General features: G+C 65.3%; 16 protein-coding genes. 10 read left to right on the top strand and 6 right to left on the bottom strand.

All coding sequences use genetic code 11. The features are described from left to right. Positions 1-372: 372 nt before the first annotated feature. The 5 genes from FMZ75_RS19095 to tolB all read left to right on the top strand — a co-directional run bounded on the left by FMZ75_RS19095 (position 373) and on the right by tolB (position 4,897). The gene (locus FMZ75_RS19095; RefSeq protein WP_166145350.1) at positions 373-756 is read left to right on the top strand and encodes a zinc ribbon domain-containing protein; all 384 of its coding nucleotides are present in this window, start codon (positions 373-375) and stop codon (positions 754-756) included. 254 nt (positions 757-1,010) lie between these two features. Beyond that, a complete protein-coding gene (tolQ, locus tag FMZ75_RS19090; protein ID WP_142862019.1) occupies positions 1,011-1,748 on the top strand; it encodes a protein TolQ in 738 nt (245 codons plus the stop codon). 15 nt (positions 1,749-1,763) lie between these two features. Next, positions 1,764-2,213 carry a biopolymer transporter ExbD gene (locus tag FMZ75_RS19085; RefSeq protein WP_108918033.1) on the top strand — a complete coding sequence of 150 codons (450 nt, stop codon included), beginning with the start codon at positions 1,764-1,766 and terminating at the stop codon, positions 2,211-2,213. Positions 2,214-2,222: 9 nt separating this feature from the next. Beyond that, on the top strand, positions 2,223-3,518 hold the full coding sequence (locus FMZ75_RS19080) for a cell envelope biogenesis protein TolA (RefSeq protein WP_166145383.1): 1,296 nt from the start codon (positions 2,223-2,225) through the stop codon (positions 3,516-3,518). Between the two features lie 65 nt (positions 3,519-3,583). Then, positions 3,584-4,897, top strand: a complete 1,314-nt coding sequence (gene tolB, locus FMZ75_RS19075; RefSeq protein ID WP_166145380.1) for a Tol-Pal system beta propeller repeat protein TolB — start codon at positions 3,584-3,586, stop codon at positions 4,895-4,897. 125 nt (positions 4,898-5,022) lie between these two features. Here the strand turns inward: tolB and recG are convergent, their stop codons facing one another. Both recG and FMZ75_RS19065 read right to left on the bottom strand, forming a co-directional pair. Beyond that, a complete protein-coding gene (gene recG / locus FMZ75_RS19070) occupies positions 5,023-7,125 on the bottom strand; it encodes an ATP-dependent DNA helicase RecG (protein ID WP_166145377.1) in 2,103 nt (700 codons plus the stop codon). 42 nt (positions 7,126-7,167) lie between these two features. Then, a complete protein-coding gene (locus FMZ75_RS19065) occupies positions 7,168-7,941 on the bottom strand; it encodes an SDR family oxidoreductase (protein WP_166145374.1) in 774 nt (257 codons plus the stop codon). 388 nt (positions 7,942-8,329) lie between these two features. On the opposite strand from FMZ75_RS19065, the gene FMZ75_RS19060 reads away from it, so the two are divergent. Next, entirely contained in the window at positions 8,330-9,013 is a 684-nt protein-coding gene (locus FMZ75_RS19060) for an outer membrane protein (RefSeq protein WP_246729097.1), read from the top strand. A 146-nt stretch (positions 9,014-9,159) separates the two neighbouring features. On the opposite strand, the gene FMZ75_RS19055 is transcribed toward FMZ75_RS19060, so the two are convergent. Further along, positions 9,160-9,303 carry a hypothetical protein gene (locus FMZ75_RS19055; RefSeq protein ID WP_166145371.1) on the bottom strand — a complete coding sequence of 48 codons (144 nt, stop codon included), beginning with the start codon at positions 9,301-9,303 and terminating at the stop codon, positions 9,160-9,162. Between the two features lie 246 nt (positions 9,304-9,549). Here FMZ75_RS19055 and FMZ75_RS19050 point away from each other — a divergent pair, with 246 nt between their 5' ends. Further along, the gene (locus FMZ75_RS19050) at positions 9,550-9,900 is read left to right on the top strand and encodes a hypothetical protein (RefSeq protein WP_166145368.1); all 351 of its coding nucleotides are present in this window, start codon (positions 9,550-9,552) and stop codon (positions 9,898-9,900) included. A gap of 140 nt (positions 9,901-10,040) precedes the next feature. After that, positions 10,041-10,412: a hypothetical protein gene (locus tag FMZ75_RS19045; RefSeq protein ID WP_166145365.1), complete on the top strand. Its 372-nt coding sequence runs from the start codon at positions 10,041-10,043 to the stop codon at positions 10,410-10,412. A gap of 18 nt (positions 10,413-10,430) precedes the next feature. On the opposite strand, the gene FMZ75_RS19040 is transcribed toward FMZ75_RS19045, so the two are convergent. The 3 genes from FMZ75_RS19040 to FMZ75_RS19030 are packed head-to-tail and all read right to left on the bottom strand — an operon-like array spanning position 10,431 to position 14,965. Then, on the bottom strand, positions 10,431-12,260 hold the full coding sequence (locus tag FMZ75_RS19040) for a serine/threonine-protein kinase (protein WP_166145362.1): 1,830 nt from the start codon (positions 12,258-12,260) through the stop codon (positions 10,431-10,433). Between the two features lie 12 nt (positions 12,261-12,272). Beyond that, entirely contained in the window at positions 12,273-13,142 is an 870-nt protein-coding gene (locus FMZ75_RS19035; protein WP_166145359.1) for a PP2C family serine/threonine-protein phosphatase, read from the bottom strand. 14 nt (positions 13,143-13,156) lie between these two features. Beyond that, positions 13,157-14,965: a trypsin-like peptidase domain-containing protein gene (locus FMZ75_RS19030; RefSeq protein WP_166145356.1), complete on the bottom strand. Its 1,809-nt coding sequence runs from the start codon at positions 14,963-14,965 to the stop codon at positions 13,157-13,159. Positions 14,966-15,168: 203 nt separating this feature from the next. Here FMZ75_RS19030 and FMZ75_RS19025 point away from each other — a divergent pair, with 203 nt between their 5' ends. Then, positions 15,169-15,399, top strand: a complete 231-nt coding sequence (locus FMZ75_RS19025; protein WP_108917944.1) for a hypothetical protein — start codon at positions 15,169-15,171, stop codon at positions 15,397-15,399. Between the two features lie 58 nt (positions 15,400-15,457). Then, positions 15,458-17,038 (top strand): glucan biosynthesis protein, encoded by a 1,581-nt coding sequence (locus FMZ75_RS19020; RefSeq protein WP_166145353.1) that lies wholly within the window; start codon positions 15,458-15,460, stop codon positions 17,036-17,038. The last annotated feature ends 123 nt before the right edge of the window (positions 17,039-17,161 follow it).

The raw sequence follows: 17,161 nt of genomic DNA, 5'->3' as shown, positions 1-17,161 counted from the left end.
CAACTCCAGCGTCGTCTCGATCGAAGCTCCCGCCATCCCATGACCCCCGAACCGAATCATGGTGGCTCAGTGAGTCAGAAACCGTTAAAATACGCAACTGTAATGCTAGGTCTGGAATTTTGGGAGGAATCCGAGATAATGAGTTCCTACTATAATTTTCCCGATTCGAAATGTCGGTCATCCGAACTTCCCAGGGATAGGGAACACAGGTTGCGATTCCATCTGACAACCCCGGCGGAGTCGCCGCGCAGATCAATGCTGAACGACATTTCAGTCGTCGGACGGGTGTGCGGGATTGTCGAGGCTGTCTGACGATCGCGGGACGACATCAATTGTGACTGAGATATATCGTTGGCGCTTTAGGAGCCTGAGATGGAATGGTTCATACTGATTATGTGGTTCGTGTTCTGGGGGTTCGTATGTGCCGCCGTCGCTGCGCGCAAGGGCCGCTCCCAAGGCGGCTGGTTCCTACTAGGCGTGCTTTTCTCATTCCTTGCTTTTATCGCCGTACTTGCCGTAGCCGATCTAAACAAAAAATCAGAAATACGAGCGATTACTGATAGATACGAAGAAACTCTGCATGAGAAAAGATTGCTTGAACTGAAGCTCGCCGGCGCAAGTTCTGACGACACGAAGACCTGCCCCTATTGCGCCGAAACGATCAAAGCCGCTGCCGTTGTCTGCCGGTTCTGCGGCAAGGATCTACCGACCAGCGCCCCGAAGACCGCCAGCGAAGTAACCCGATTGCCAGGCTAACGGTCTCGCGACGCCCGCGCGGCGCCTTTACGGTCCCTTAAGCCTTCCGCTCATATTTCTCTTTGTGCGGCGCATCCTGAACAAAATCTCGGCGGATTCGCGCTTCATACCGCTCTGGCTCCGCAGCCTTCGGCTCGGCGCCGCCACGGCGAGCGCGACCTGTTTTCTTCGAGGCCGCCGTCCGGCGCGAGCAGGAGCAGATTCCGCCGCAACCGATCAGATTTCGCCCCCCGCGACTTCCGAGGACGACTTTCATGAATCCAGCCGAAATCGCCGCCCCGCTCTCCGGCGCCGCCGCCGAGGTCTCCATCTGGGGCATGTTCTGGGGCGCGCATATCGTCGTCAAGCTGGTGATGGTCGGCCTGCTGCTGGCCTCGGTCTGGTGCTGGGCGATCATCGTCAATAAGGCGATCCTCTTCTCCCGCACGCGCCGCGCCATGGATCGCTTCGAGGAAGTGTTCTGGTCCGGCTCCTCGCTCGAGGATCTCTACGCCAAGCTGCAGGAGCGCCCGGCCGCCGGAATGGGCAGCCTGTTCATCGCCGCCATGCGCGAGTGGAAGCGCTCCTTCCAGAACGCCGGCGCCTCCTTCATGGGCCTGCAGGCGCGCATCGACAAAGTGCTGGACGTCTCCATCGCCCGCGAGGTCGAGAAGCTCGAATCCAATCTCCTGGTGCTGGCGACGGTCGCCTCGGCCGGCCCCTTCGTCGGCCTGTTCGGCACGGTGTGGGGCATCATGACCTCCTTCCGCTCCATCGCCGCCTCCAAGAACACCTCGCTCGCCGTCGTCGCGCCCGGTATTGCGGAGGCGCTGCTCGCCACCGCCATCGGCCTTTTCGCCGCCATTCCGGCGCTGGTCGCCTATAACAAGCTGCAGGGCGACGTCGCCCGCACGCAAGCGCGGCTCGAGAGCTTCGCCGACGAATTCTCCGCCATTCTGTCGCGCCAGATCGATCAGCACGCCGGCCAGTCCGGCCGCGATCGCGCGGCCTGAGCGGGAGAAGCGGAAATGGGCGCCTCGGTCGCCGCAGGACGCAAGGGCTCGGGTCGCCGCCGGCGCGGAACGCCGCGCTATGGCGCCATGGCCGAGATCAATATGACGCCCTTCATCGACGTGATGCTGGTGCTGCTCATCATCTTCATGGTGGCGGCGCCCTTGCTCGCCACTGGCGTCGCTGTCGATCTGCCGCAGACCAAGGCCGGCCCGCTCAATATCGATCAGAAGCCGCTGGCCATAGCCGTGGACGACAAGGGCCAGATCTTTCTGATGGATCAGCCGATCGAGATCGGCCAGCTGCTCGACCGTCTGAAGGAGACCGCCAAAGCGGGCTTCGACGAGCGCATCTATATGCGCGCCTCGAAGACGGTGAATTACGGCCGCGTCGCCGAGATCATGTCGATGGTGACGAGCGCCGGCTACAAAAAGGTCGCTCTCGTGACCGAAGTGGAAAAGAAGTGAGGGAAAGCGTTGAAGCCCTCGCGTTCCGAACCAGGTCTCGTCGTATCGGCGGCCGTCCATGCCGGGCTGCTGCTGGCGACGCTCATCGCCTTTTCGGACACGAAGAAATTCGATGACGCGCAGGAGAGCGTGCCCGTCGATATCGTCACCGATGCGCAGCTCAATCAGGTGATGAAGGGCGAGAAGGCCGCCAAGGAGATCAAGCCCGCTCAGCGCGCCGACAAGGTCGCCGAGCAGCACGAGACCAAGCCGTTGCCGCCGCTCGCCGAGGCCAAGAAGGACGTCGCCGCCCCGCCGCCGCCGCTGAAGCCGCGGCTCGATGAGCCGGAGGACAAGCCCGAGGCCCCTCCCCCGCCCAAGCGCATCGCCGCTCTGCCGCCGACCCCGGAGCCGCCCCTCCGCCCCACTCCGCCCAAAGCCGAACCGCCCAAGCCAGAACCGCCGAAGCCGCAGCCGGCCAAGGCAGAGCCTCCCAAGCTCGAGCCGCCGAAACCCGAGCGCGCCAAGCCCGCGCCGACGCCGCCCGAGCGCGAAGATCCGGAAGAGGCCGAGGTGGTGAAGCCCAAGCCTCCCGTGCGTCCGAAGCCCGAGAAGGAGGCCAAGGAGACGCCGCAGCCTCCCGAGAAGCCGAAGCCCAAGGAAGAGCCGAAGCCCCGGGACGAGCCCAAGAAGGAAGAAGCGAAGAAGGAGACGGCCAAGCCCAAGGAGGCCGCCAAGGAGGCGAGCAAGCAATTGAAGGTCGATGAGGTGGCTAGGCTCCTCGAGAAGAAGAAAGCCGCCGAAAAGGGCGCGCCGAGCGACTCCGACGAGAAGAAGAAATCCGACAAGCCGCCGGCCAAGCCGAAATCCGGCGACGAGGCCGCGCCCAAATCGAAATTCGACGCGGCCAATATCGCCAATCTCCTGAGCCATGAGGCGCCGCAACGCCGCGCCGCGACCGGCGCCGATCTGACCAAAACCGCCTCGCTCGGCGCGCCGACCGCGAGCGCGCCGCGCATGTCGCCGACGATGCAGGCGCAGATCGACGCTTATACCGTGGAGCATTATCGCAAATGCTGGGAGACCGCGCTGTCGGTCGACGCCCACGCCTATGTGCCGCAGGTGGAGTTCCGGTTCACGCGCAATGGCGCGCTCGACGGTCAGCCGCGCCTGCTCAACCCTTCCGCCAATCCCGTGGAGCGCAGCCGCGGCGAGCAGGCGCTCGGCGCCGTGCGGCGCTGCAGCCCTATGCCGATTCCGCCCGCCTTCGAAGCCTATTTCGATTATTGGCGCGTCACAGTGCTGAACATGACGAATGATATGTAACGCCTCCACCGTAGCCCGCCATCCAAACTCCCTCGCCCCCTGAGCAAGCCCAGGACCCGCATCTCATGACGTTCCACCTCTCCCGCCGCTCCGCCGCCGGCCTCATCGCGGGCGCGGCCCTTTCCCCGCTCGTCGTCGCGCCGGCGCGCGCCGCGCGCGTGCTCGATCTGCGCGCGGGCGGCGGCTTTCAGCCGGTCTCCGTGGCGGTGACGAATTTCTCCGGCGACGAGGCGGCGCGCATAGTGACGAGCGTCATCGTCAATAATTTCAAGCGCTCGGTCTTCCTGCGCCCCATAGAGCCGGGCGCCGTCCCGGAGCCCGCCGGCGCCGAGGCCGCGCCCAATCTCGATCTCTTCCGCTCGATCAATGCGCAATATGTCGTCACCGGCCGCTCGCAGCGCGGCCCGGACGGGCGGCTCAAGACCGAGTTCCGCCTCTTCGACGTCTCCACCGGCGAGCAGGCGACAGGCCAGCAATATGTCACCGATTCCGCCAATATGCGCCGCGTCGCGCATCTCGTGTCCGACGCCGTGTTCACGCGCATCACCGGCGAGAAGGGCTTTTTCGACACGCGCATCGTCTTCGTCGACGAGAGCGGGCCGAAGGAGCATCGTCGCAAGCGTCTCGCCATAATGGATCAGGACGGCGCCAATGTGCGCTATCTGACCCGCGGCGAGGAGCTCGTCGTCACGCCGCGCTTCTCGCCCTCCTCGCAGGACGTCACTTACATGTCCTTCGGCTCCGCCGATCCGAAGGTGCTGCTGCTCAACATCGAAAGCGGCCAGCGCGAGGTGGTCGGCAATTTTCCGGGCATGACCTTCTCGCCGCGCTTCTCGCCGGACGGCCAGAAGATCGTGATGTCGCTGTCGCAAGGCGCAGCCACCAATCTCTACGCCATGGACATACGCTCGCGCACGACGACCCGCCTCACCGACACCAACGCCATCGACACCTCGCCCTCCTATTCGCCGAGCGGCGGCGAGATCGTCTTCGAGTCCGACCGCGGCGGCTCGCAGCAGATTTACGTGATGGGCGCGAGCGGCGGCGGCGCGCGGCGCATCTCCTTCGGCCAGGGCCATTATTCGACGCCGGTGTGGTCGCCCAAGGGCGATTACATCGCCTTCACCAAGCAATTCTCCGGCTCTTTCGGCATCGGCGTGATGAAGCCGGACGGCTCCGGCGAACGCATCCTCACCGAAGGTTTTCATAATGAAGGCCCGACCTGGGCGCCGAACGGACTGTTCCTGATGTTCTTCCGCGATCCGGGCGGCGGCGGCGGCGCGAGAATCTACATGGTGGATATTTTCGGCCGCTCGGAATTCCCCGTGCCGACGCCGTCCTACGCCTCCGATCCGTCCTGGGGGCCGTTGCAGGATTAGAACGTTTCCGGCTGACGCGGACGCCGGTTCGGCGTTGGAAATCGACCTCCCCCGCGATCGCGCTATTCGAATGCGCGCTCGCCCCCGTGACGGCCGCAGCGTCTCGCGAGGTGCGAACGCGCGTGTCATCCCGCCCGCAGCAGCTTCACCGCCTCGTCGCGCTCGAAGAGGTAGAGCAGAACCCTCAGCGCCTCGCCGCGCGGGCCGGAGAGATCCGGGTCGCGGCGCAGGGTCAGCTCGACATCGTCGCGCGCGATCGCCAGCAGCCGCGCATGGGCCGAAAGATCGGCCAGGCGGAAGCCCGGCAGGCCGGATTGCCGCGCGCCGAGAATTTCCCCCTCCCCGCGCAGGCGCAAATCTTCCTCCGCTATGCGGAAGCCGTCCTCGGTCTGGCGCAGCATCACCAGCCGCGCCTTGGCCGTCTCTCCGAGCGGACCCTTGTAGAGCAGCAGACAGGAGGATTTGCCGGAGCCGCGGCCGACGCGCCCACGCAGCTGATGCAATTGCGCGAGGCCGAAACGCTCGGCGTGCTCGATCACCATGACCGTCGCCTCGGGCACGTCGACGCCGACCTCTATGACCGTGGTGGCGACGAGAATGCGCGTCTCGCCCTGCTTGAACGCTTCCATTGCAGCGTCGCGCTCCGGCGCTTTCATGCGGCCGTGAACGAGGCCGACGATTTCGCCGAAAATGCGCGTCAGATCCTCGTGACGATCCTGCGCGGCGGCGAGATCGAGATCTTCGTTCTCCTCGACCAGCGGGCACACCCAATAGACGCGCGCGCCGGAGGCGAGAGCGCGGCGCACGCCTTCCACCACATCGCCGATGCGCGAGACCGGCAGCGCGCGCGTGTCGATGGGCGAGCGGCCGGGCGGCTTCTCGTCGAGGACGGAGCTATCCATATCGCCGAAATAGGTGAGCGCCAACGAGCGCGGAATGGGCGTCGCCGTCATCACCAGAACATCGACGCTTTCGCCCTTGGCGCCGAGCGCCAGACGCTGCTGCACGCCGAAGCGATGTTGCTCGTCGACGACGGCGAGGCCGAGATCGGCGAAGGAAAGCTCGCTCTGCACCAGCGCATGTGTGCCGATGACGATATCGACGTCGCCGGCCGCGATCGTCTCGTAGAGACGCGCGCGCTCCGAGGGCTTGGCTCGGCCGGTGAGCAGGCAGAGGCGAAGGCCCGCCGCTTCGGCGAGCGGCAGCAGGCGCTCATAATGCTGGCGCGCGAGAATTTCCGTCGGCGCCATCAACGCCGCCTGCCTTCCGCATTCGACGACGCTCGCCATCGCCAGCAGCGCGACAATGGTCTTGCCGGCGCCGACATCGCCCTGCAGCAGCCGCAACATGCGCCGCGAGGACTCCAAATCCTCGCGTATCTCGACGAGCGCGCGCTGCTGCGCGCCGGTGAGCGCATAGGGTAGCGCGGCTTCTATGAGGCGCGTGATGCGTCCGTCGCCGGCGTTCTCGCGGCCCGGCTCGCGCCGCATCTTCGAGCGGATGAGCCGCAGCGCCAATTGCTGCGACAGCAATTCGTCCAGCGCGAGGCGTTGGCGCGCCTTGCTCGCCGGCTCTATATCGGCCGGCGAATTCGGGTTCTGCGCCGCGGCGAGCGCGCTCGCGAAATCGGGAAGGCCATTGGCCGCCAGCACGGAAGCGTCCTGCCACTCCGGCAGCTTGGGCAGGCGCTCCAGCGCTCCGGCGACGGCGCGCTGCACGAAACGCTCTTGCAGCCCTTCTGTCAGCCCATGCACCGCCTCCGCCGGCGGCAACTTGGCGAGGCCGGCCTCGTCCAGCACGCGGTCAGGATGCACGATCTGCCGGCGCCCGTCATAGAGCTCGATCTTGCCGGAGACCCAACGCGTCTCGCCTATGGGCAGGCTGCGCTCGATCCAATCGGCGTTGGAGAGGAAGAAGACCAGCTCGGCGTCGCCGGTGTCGTCCTCGACATGGACTTTGAACGGCGCCTTGGCGTAGCGCCCCTGCGGCTTGCGATGCTCGGTGACGCGCACCTTCAGCACCACCACGCGATCCGTCGGCGCTTCGGCGATGGTGGGACGCAGGCTGCGGTCGACGAGATTGATCGGCAGATGAAACAGCACGTCGATGAGACGCGTCTCCTTGCCCGGCCGGGCGAGCAACCGGTCGAAATGCTTGGCCGTCTTGGGGCCTATGCCCGGAAGGGCGGCGGCGCGGCCGAACAGCGGATCGAGGATCGAGGGACGCATTCGCGCCTTTTCCCCTATCGCGGAGGCTTTGTCGAACGCGCTCTAACCCGGCAGCACGTCGGGCGTTTCCCAGGCGAGATGCTGGCCGCCGTCCACGGCGATCATCTGCCCGGTGACGCTGCGCGCCTCGGCGAGAAACACCACGGCGTCGACGACGCTGGACACATCGGCCGGCCGGCGCAACGGCACGCCGCGCGCTTCCGTCTCGAACCCTTTTTGCCCATGCACTGCGTTGGGAAACACCGGCCCCGGCCCCACGGCGTTGACGCGAATGCGCGGCGCGAAAGCCTGCGCCATGGTGCGCGTCGCCGTCCACAGAGCGGACTTCGCCAGCGTATAGGTGAAGTAGCGGGGCGTCAGCCGAAACACGCGCTGATCGACGATATTGACGATCGCGCCTTCCGCCTCCTCCGGCAATTGCGCGGCCATGTCGCGCGCCAGCAGCAGCGGCGCGCGCAGATCGACGGCGAATTGCCGATCGAAGACCTCGACCGAGAAATCCTGCGCCGCGTCGAGCTCGAACACGGAGGCGTTGTTGACGAGCAGAGTCACCGGCCCGAAGGCGCGCGCGGCGAGCCCCATCAGCGCCTCCGTCTCGCGCGCGTCGGAAAGATCGGCGCCGACCACGGCCGCGCGGCCACCCTTGGCGCGGATCGCCTGGGCGGCGAGCTCCGCCTCCTCTATGGAGCGATGCGAGGCGTGCAGCACTACCGGACGCCCGCCATGCGCCAGCCGCGCGGCGATCGCCAAGCCGATGCGCCGCGCCGCGCCCGTCACCAGAACCGGCCCCGAACCGCCTGCGCCGCCAGCGCTCATCGCCCGAATCCCCATCATGCCGCCGTGAAAGGCAATTCTCACGCCGCGCCGGCGCGGTCAATGCGCGGGCGAGACGTAACCATAGACGATTTTACCGATTATTAGGCAATGTAATCGACGCCACGTCTCACAGCGCCTCGAACATCCGGGTAATATCTCAGGATAAGCTCGGTTAATTCTAAATATAACACGGTTTAGACACAATCAATACAGCAATAAGCGCATCGGTTTTGCTTCGCGCCCAGCGCAACCTCGGGCGCGGCAAGGTTCCGTTAACGTGAACGATTTTAATTCGAGTGAGCTCTGGCTGGGCCTTGCCCCTCGCCCGCGCCGAGTTTGTGACCGCGAGCCGAAGCCCCGAAGGCGCGCGAATGTGGAGTCGAGTTCGATGAGACCTATGCTGCTTCCCGCGCTGCTGGCGCCCGCCCTGCTCTGCGCCGGCGCCTCCGCCCTCGCCGCCGACCTGCCGCGCCGCGGCGCCCCGGTCGCCGATTATTACAGCCCGCCGCCGGCTTTCACCTGGCAGGGATTTTATATCGGCGTCAACGGCGGCTATGCGGCCGGCGCCTACCAGAATGGCAGCAGCAATCTGCTCGGCAATCCGAATGGGTGGGTTATCGGCGGCACCGCCGGCTATAATCTCACCTTCGCTCCGAACTTCCTCATCGGCGCCGAGGCGGATTTCGATTTCAACAGCTCGAAGGACGGACGTTCGCCTTTCGTCGGCGTCTCCGGCAATGGCTCCGTCGACAACACGCTCACCATTCGCGCACGCGCCGGCGTCACCGTCGATCGCGCTCTGCTGTTCGTCACCGGCGGCTTCGCCGGCAGCAACACCACTGTGAGCGTGAACAACGCCTTCCAAGGCTTCTACGGCCAGCAGTCGAAATTTCTCGCCGGCTGGGCGCTCGGCGCGGGCATAGAGTTCGGCGTCGCGCCCAATCTCTCGGCCAAGGCGGAATATCTCTTCACCTCCGTCGGCGGCGATCGCTATTTCGATTTCTCGACCAATGCGCTGCAGACGAATATCGACACGTCGACGATCCGCGGCGGCCTCAACTATCATTTTTAGAGCGCGTTCCGATCGAACGGAATCGTTCGATCGATCAGAATTCGCTCAAACGAAAGAATGCCAAATGCGAACGCCGATCCCGCCGCCCGAGCGGGGTCGGCGTCATTCGCTCTCGCGCTCGTCCGTCGACGCGGAATTCGTTCCGCTCAATGCCCGTGCGGCTTGCTCAATGCGCGCGAGCCGGCTTTGAAAAGCAGAAAAACGACGATCGATACGGAGACGGCGGCGATCACGACGGCCTCCGTGAGCAGAGCGAATACGATCGGATCATTGGCTCCGTAAGTGGACATTGCCGATTCCTCCAGTCGCCTGTGCGATATTTCGAGACGCCAGGCTTGCATGAAAGATTAGGCCCTCGAAACGATGCGCGACGAGCGCGCGCGAGGCCGCAGCGTCAAACAACCGCAGCAGCGCGAATGATTTTGATTTTCGTCAAATAGGCGAGGTGGACGCGCGCGCACTCGCCGCTGCGAAACGCCGACATAGTTCAATCTCGTTCGCGCGACCATTGCAGCGCAGACGAAGGAGAATGCATCATGAGCACAGTCGTCAGATTGTCGATGATCAGCGTGTCGGCGCTCGTCATCGGACAGCTCGGCGTCGACGCCGCCATCGCCAAAGAAAAGCGATGTCGGCAAGTCTGCGAAGAGACGACCGAATATGAGCCGTCGCCGCCGCCATGCGAGCACAGGACGAGCTATGGGCGCCGCATCGTCGAGCGCCGGACCGTCTATGTGGCGCAGCCCGAGATCGTGGCCGCGCCCGTGATCGCCTACCCCGCCTACTCCTATGGCTATGCCTACCCGTACGGTTATGGTTACGGCGGCTATGGCGCCGGCTACGGCCTCGTCGGAGCGAGCTTCGGCGGCTGGGGCTGGGGCTGGTAAAACGAGAAAGCGCGGCGCGGGGACGAGCGCCGCGCCGCGCGAATGCGCCTATGGACAAATGCGCGTTCGACAAAAGCTCGTTTGACAATGTCGAGACCGCGCCCGATAGTCGATGAGAGCAATTTTTTCGGCTGGCGAAGATGATCGACGAATGTAAGGGCGAATTTCACAGCGCTTCCGATTCACCGAAGCTTTCCCGCCGCGCCTTGCTGGCGGGGCTGCTCGCTCTGCCGGTCGCCGCGCTCGACGCCGGCTCCGCCGAGGCGCAATCGATCGGCATCGGCCCCTTCCGGCTGCATCTCGGCCCGACTGGTGGCTATGGCGGCGGCTATCCCTATCGCACGCGTCGGCCTCCGCCGCGCCAGCGCGTCCATCACAGTGGCGGCGGCGGCTCGCGGCACGCATCGCGACGCAGCCGTCGTAATGAAGGCGGCGGCCAGGCGAGCGGCGGCGGCGACAAGGGCGGAAGCCCCGCCAGCGGCGCGACGGGACTCGGCAAGCTGGATTATTGATCCAGCCCGGCCCGCGGCTCAGTAGCGGCCGGCCTTGCGCAAGCCTTCCAGCGCCTCGGCGGCGCCGGGAAAACTCTGTTCCTTGGCGAGGCGATAGAAATCGCCCGCCCGTCGATAATCCCTCTTCAAAACATTCGGCACGCCGCGTTCATATATTTTGCCGAGCAGGAATTGCGCGCGCGGATGCCCCTGATTGGCGGCCTCGGTGAACCAACGAACGGTTTCGCTCGGATTCTCCTGGCCGCCCATGCCGTCGCCGTTCTGATACATGACGCCGAGCGCGAATTGCGCCTCGGGATAGCCCTGCGCCGCCGAGAGCTTCATCCAATTCAGCGCCGCATCGAGATTCTGCGGCCGCCCCATTCCTTTGAGCGCGGCCCAGCCGAGCTGGAATTGCGCCTCGCGCTGCTCGCTCTTGTCGCTGGATTGAGCGAGCGCCTCAGCCATGCTCGCCGCCTTGAGATAGTCCTTGTCCTTGAGCGCCTTGCGCATGTCGGCCAGCGTCGCCGGCGCCGCCAGCGACGCCTTCTCGACGGCGGCGGTCTTCTGCCCCGGAACGGTGGAGGGCTGGCAATCGGCTATGCTGAAGCCGTCGTTGCATTTGGGCTTGGCGGCCGGCGGCGCATCATTCGTCGCCAGCGCCGGGCGATCGATCTCGCCGCGCGCCGGCTTGATCTCGCCGATCTGGCCGTAATCCAAAGTCTTCGCGGTCTGACGACGGTCGCTCTCGATCTCCGCCATGCGGCGATCGCGCTCGACACGATCGATGTCGCGCTTCCTCGCTCCGCTGTCGTCGCCGCCGCCGCCCAACAGCAGAGGCACGACCGCCGCGAAGGCGACGATCGCCACCGACACACCTTGCAGCGCCGGATGCAACGTTTTGAAGCGCCGGACCAACGAAGTAGAGCGGCTCTTGGCGACCGCGAGAGCGACGGAAGGCAAGGAGGCGGCGGGGCCGGCGCTCGCGCTCGTCTCGGTCGCTCTGTCGAGCAAATGGGCGGGGCTCTGGATGATCGAGGTCGCATCGACGCGCAAAGCGGTGGCGCCGATGGCGTCGCTAAAGGCGCGAATCGACGGATAGCGCTGCTCCGGCCGCTTGGCGAGCGCCTTCATGATCGCCGCTTCCAGCTCCGGCGTCACGCCGGGAATGCGCGGCACCAGCGGCGGCGGATCTCTGCCGATCTGCGCCTGCAGCAGCTCCACCTCGTCGAGCCCGGCGAAGGGCGGCGCGCCGGAGAGAATCTCGTAAAGAACGATGGCGAGCGAATAGAGATCGCTACGCTCGTCGCCCTCGCTGCCGCGGCGCTGCTCCGGCGCCATATAGAGCGGCGTGCCGATCGCCGTGCCGGCGCGCGTCATGCGCACGCTGCCTTGCACGCGGGCGATGCCGAAATCCATGATCTTCACGCGGCCGTCATTGCCGATCATCAGATTGGACGGCTTTATGTCGCGATGGATCACGCCCATCTGATGCGCATAGGCGACGCCGTCCGCCGCCTGCGAGATGATGGCGAGACATTCTTTGACGCCGAGCGGTCCGCCGCGCTCGCGCAGCACATCGTCCAGCGCGCGGCCGCGCACCAGCTCCATCACCATATAGAGATCGCGGCCCTCGGGCAGCAGCAAAAACAGCGTGGTGATATTGGGATGGTTGAGGCGCGCGAGGCTCTGCGCCTCCGCTTTGAAGCGCCCGACGAATTCCGGGTCTTGCGTCAGCTCGGGGCGCAGCGATTTGATCGCCACCTCGCGCTCGATGAAAGTGTCGAAGGCGACATGCACCTTGCCCATGGCCCCGGCGCCGAGCAGCTCGACGATGCGGTAATGGCCGATCATTCTCTGGTCGCTCATGACCTCATGCCTCTATCGAACGACGACGACTCGCGTCGGCGGCGCGCCGTCCGCGAGGACTGAAATCTTCTGCGTCGCGGCCTGATCGCGCACGCCGGACGGCGGCGCGACGATCTGAAACACGCCGACCGAAATATTGTCGTGCCCGCCCGCCGCGAGAGCGGCCTCCACCAGCAAACGGCAGGATTCCTGCGGCGCGCGATCGGGAACGACGGCGGCGAGCTCCGCCTCGGAGACGAGATTGGAGAGACCGTCCGAGCACAGCACGATGGCGTCGCCGATCTCGAGCGGCAGGCCCTCGGACCAGATCGTCGGCGCGATCTCCTTGCGCGTTCCCACAGCCTGGAGAATGACATTGCCGCCGGGGCTGCGCTCGGCCTCCTCCTGCGTCATCACGCCGCCGCGCACCAATTGCGCATGGAGCGTCTGATCGTCGGAGAGCTGCGTCGCCTCGTGGCCGCGAATGAGATAGGCGCGGCTGTCGCCGACATGACCGAGCCACAGCCGCCCGCTGCGAATGACGACCGCCGTGCATGTGGTGCCCATGCCCTTGCATTCGGGCTGGCGCGCGCTCTGCTCGAAAATGGCGCGATTGGCCGCCTCGAAAGCCGCCTTCAACGCGCGCGGAGGATCGACGTCGAGCGAATAGAACACGCGGCGCACGACTTCCGTCGCGAGCGCGCTCGCCACCTCGCCGGCGGCGTGGCCGCCCATGCCGTCCGCCACTATGGCGAGATAGCCCGATCTCGCCTCCGGCGCGTCTACAGCCGGCGCGACGAAGGCGACGCTGTCCTCATTGTGGGACCGCACGCGGCCGACATCCGTCTGCATCGCGCCGACGACGCGGAATGCGTCGTCGGGAGCCTCGCGCCCCGTCGCCATTTCCCGACCTTCGATCAGTTGCGCTGCGCGCGCAGCAGGTCGCGCCCGAATTTGATCGGCACGGCGAGCGTCACGCGCGCGTCGCCGCGGCTGCGGCTATAGGTGAACAGGCCGATGACCTTTCCGCTCGCATTGAACACCGGGCCGCCGCTATTGCCCGCGCCCGTCGCCAGCACGGAGAGCTGAATACGCTCGCCGGCGCTGGTCAGCGTCACGCCGTCCTTCTCCTTATAGCCGGTGGAGAGCTTGGAGACGATGCCGTCGGTCACCGTCGCCTCGGGAATGACCTCGTTCTGAACGCGCGTCAGGCCGTTCTCCACCGTGACCTGCCGCTGCACATTCTCCACCGAAATGCCCGGATAGCCGAGCACGATGACCTTCTCGCCGATCGTCACCTGATCGTCGTCCGCGAGCTCGACCTTTTCCAAGAGCTGCGGCGAGTCGATCTTGATGAGCGCAGCGTCCGAATCCGCCGAAGCGCGCACCAGCACGGCGTTGACGCCGAGCCGCGCGCCCGGGAAACGCACCTCGAGCTGCTCATTGCGGCCCTCGAAAGTGCGCTGCTCATTGCGCGTCATGTCGGGGATGTTGTTGCGGCCGATCGGAATGGCGACGCTCGACGGGAAAATGACGCCGCCCGATTCCGGAACCCACATGTTGAGATCGGCGTAATCCTCGGATTCGAGATCGATGACCCCGACGGGTTTCCGCAGCTTCGCGTTTTTGGCGCCCGGGCCGCCGCCGAGATCGAACACATAGCCGAGGCGCGGCGAGTCGTAAGTCACCTTCCAGCCGGCGGCGACATGCTTGTTGGTGAGCAGATAGCCCTGCTCGCTGATGACGAAGCCGGAGCCGCGTCCCGCGCCGGCGATCTGCAGATTGGAGCGCTGATCGTCCTCGAGCGTCAGCCAGCGCACGACCTTGCCATTGGGCAGCCGCACATAGGCGGGCAGCGTGTCCTTGCCGAACCTGAAAGTCTGATGGAAGATCGGCTTGCCGGTCTGCGTGTCGAAGAGACGCCAACGCAGATCGATTCGCGCGGTGGCGTTGGAATATTTGTTGTAGATGTCGAGCGGCGTCATGCCGATGAGATTGGCCTTCACCTCGCCCTGCAGCGAGGCGCTGCGCTGATCGGCCTGCTTGGCGTCCGCCTTGACGTCGGCGAGATCGGCCTGATGGCGCTCGTCGTCCTTGATCTGCTTCCAATAGACGGCGCCGCCGCCGAGCGCGATGAAGGCGAGCAGCCCCGCCGCCACGGCGCCCCAGGTGCGGCTCACAGAGCGGCGCTCCTCGACGATCAGCCGCTGCACAGTCTCCTGGCCGACGCCGGCCTTGTGCGGAGGCGCCTCGGTCGATGTCGAGCTTATCTGGGCGACGGCGGTGGAGGCCGCCGTCTGCGCCGTCTCGATCAGCCGGGTCGCAGCGGAATCGTCGATGCCGATGACGCGCGTGCGCGCCGCGAAGCTGGCCGGGCGCGGCTGAAGATCGAAGGTGAATTTCGGTCCCTTGGCGCCGCCGAGTTCGACCTTGTCCTCCGGCAGCAGTTCCGCGTCTTGCGAGATGCGCTGACCATTGAGGAAAGTGCCGTTGCTGGAATTGAGGTCGATCAGCTTGAACTTCAGATCGTCGCCTTCGCCCTCGATGCGGATGACGGCATGCTGCCGGCTGACGACGCCGTCAATGGTGGGATCGAAGGCGACTTTCGAGGTCGGATCGCGGCCGATGGTGATCTCTTTCAGATCGCCGATCGGAAGCTGCTCGATCTGATTGGCCTTCGACCCGGCCAAATGCCGAATAACGACGCGCTCGACGACTCCAACCATAGGCCTGCCCCTGAAAAAACAGCGACTTTGCTTCAGCGCGAAAAAAAGAAAAAAGCGCCTGCGTCGCCCCCACTTACAGAATACCAGCGGCGCGCGGCGCATCGCAAGAGGCGTTCCGCCGCCTCCAGGGCGCCGACTTGCGCCGGGCCGGCCGATCGTATAGCACAAATGCGCTGGACGATGAGCGCGGAGAGCTTCGCCCGATGAGCGAGAAGCCCTTGAACCTTGTGCATTTGTCGACTTTGGTCGCCGTGGCGATCCTGGTCGGAACGGAGCTCGTCGCGACCTCCTGGGCGGCCGGCTGGGCGCTCGGCGGCCTGTTTCAGCTCGATCCGGCCGTGAGCCGCATTTTCGAGATCGTCTTCGCGCTGGCCGGTTTCGTCGGCCTGTATTTCTTCATGCGCACAGCCGTCCGCCACGAGCCTATCCGCTGATTTTTCATCAGCCTTCGGGCCGACGACGAGCGCTTCCCCGCCCAGCGAGGTTCCCCGCATGATCGACGACACCGATCGCCGCTCCTTCCTCAAGGCCGCGGCGGCCACAGGCGCGCTCGGCGCAATGGGCGCGACCGACGCCGTGGCGCAGCGCGCGCCCGGCCGCCTCGACCTCGGCCCGCCGGAGCCCTTTTCGTTCGAGCGGCTGAAAGAGACCGCGCGCCGCCGCATCGCCGAGCCCTTCCGCCCGCCGAGCCAGCCCGATTCGGAGATCACCTCCAAGATCGATTACGAGGCCTGGGGGAAGATCAGCTACGATACCGATTACGCGCTCACCACCGGGGCCGGCCGTTTCCCGGTCGAATTCTTCCATCTCGGCAAATTCTTCAAAAAATCCGTTCGCATCTATGCGCTCGAAGGCGGCCAGGCGCGCGAGATCCTCTACAATCCCAAATATTTCGACATGCCCGCGGATTCGATCGCCCGCCAGCTGCCGCCGGGCGCGGGCTTCGCCGGCTTTCGCATTCAAGAGCCCAAGGACGGCCCGCTCGACTGGCGCAAGAATGATTGGGTCGCCTTTCTCGGCGCCTCCTATTTCCGCGCCATCGGCGAATTGCGCCAATATGGGCTCTCCGCCCGCGGCGTCGCGCTGGACACTTGGGCGCCCGACCGGCCGGAGGAGTTCCCGGACTTCACCAATGTCTATATCGGCCCGGAGACAGACGACGGACTGCCGCTGCATCTTCTGCTCGAAGGCCCGTCCATCGTCGGCGCCTTTCGCATTCTGGCGAAGCGCGGCAAGGGCGTCGTCATGGACATAGATTGCTCGCTGCATTTGCGCGGCAGTTTCGTTCGCTTCGGCATAGCGCCGCTCACTTCCATGTATTGGTTCTCTGAAACCAAAAAGCCGACCGCGGTCGATTGGCGTCCCGAGGTGCATGATTCCGACGGTCTCGCAATGTGGACGGGCCGCGGCGAGCGCCTGTGGCGTCCGCTCAACAATCCCGACCGCGTGATGGCCTCCGCCTTCTCGGACGAAAATCCCAAAGGCTTCGGCCTGCTGCAACGCGACCGCAATTTCGATCATTATCTCGACGGCGTGTTCTATGATCGCCGCCCGAGCGTGTGGATCGAGCCCAAGGGCGATTGGGGCAAGGGAACGATTCAGCTCGTCGAGATTCCGACCGACGACGAGATCCACGACAATATCGTCGCAATGTGGGTTCCGGAGAAGCCCGCCGTTCCCGGCGCGTCGTTCGATTTCTCCTATCGCCTGCATTGGCTCGCCGACGAGCCCTATCCGACGCCGCTCGCGCGCTGCGTCGCGACGCGGCTCGGCAATGGCGGCCAGCCCGGCAAGCCGCGCCCCAGAGGCGTGCGCAAATTCATGGTGGAGTTTTTGGGCGGCCCGCTCGAGCGCCTGCCCTTCGGCGCGAAGCCCGAGCCGGTGCTGTGGTCCTCGCGCGGAAGCTTCTCCTACATCTACACGGAAGCCGTGTTCGACGGCGTGCCGGGACATTGGCGCGCGCAATTCGACCTCACGGTCGAGGGAGCCGATCCGGTCGAGATGCGGCTCTTCCTCGCGCACAAGGGCGAGACGCTCTCAGAGAACTGGCTCTATCAATATCACCCGTTCTGAAGGACGCGGCCTTTTAGCATTACAGTTGCTTTTTCAGATGGGCTCGCCTTGCTTCGGCTTGGTGCGCTCGTCGCCATAACGACCATGTGATGACGAACTCGGGGCGAATGCGTTTTCGTGCGA

Origin of the sequence: Methylosinus sp. RM1, assembly GCF_011378635.1 — a bacterium.
GTDB lineage: Bacteria > Pseudomonadota > Alphaproteobacteria > Rhizobiales > Beijerinckiaceae > Methylosinus > Methylosinus sporium.
This window is presented reverse-complemented; position numbering and strand designations above follow the sequence as displayed.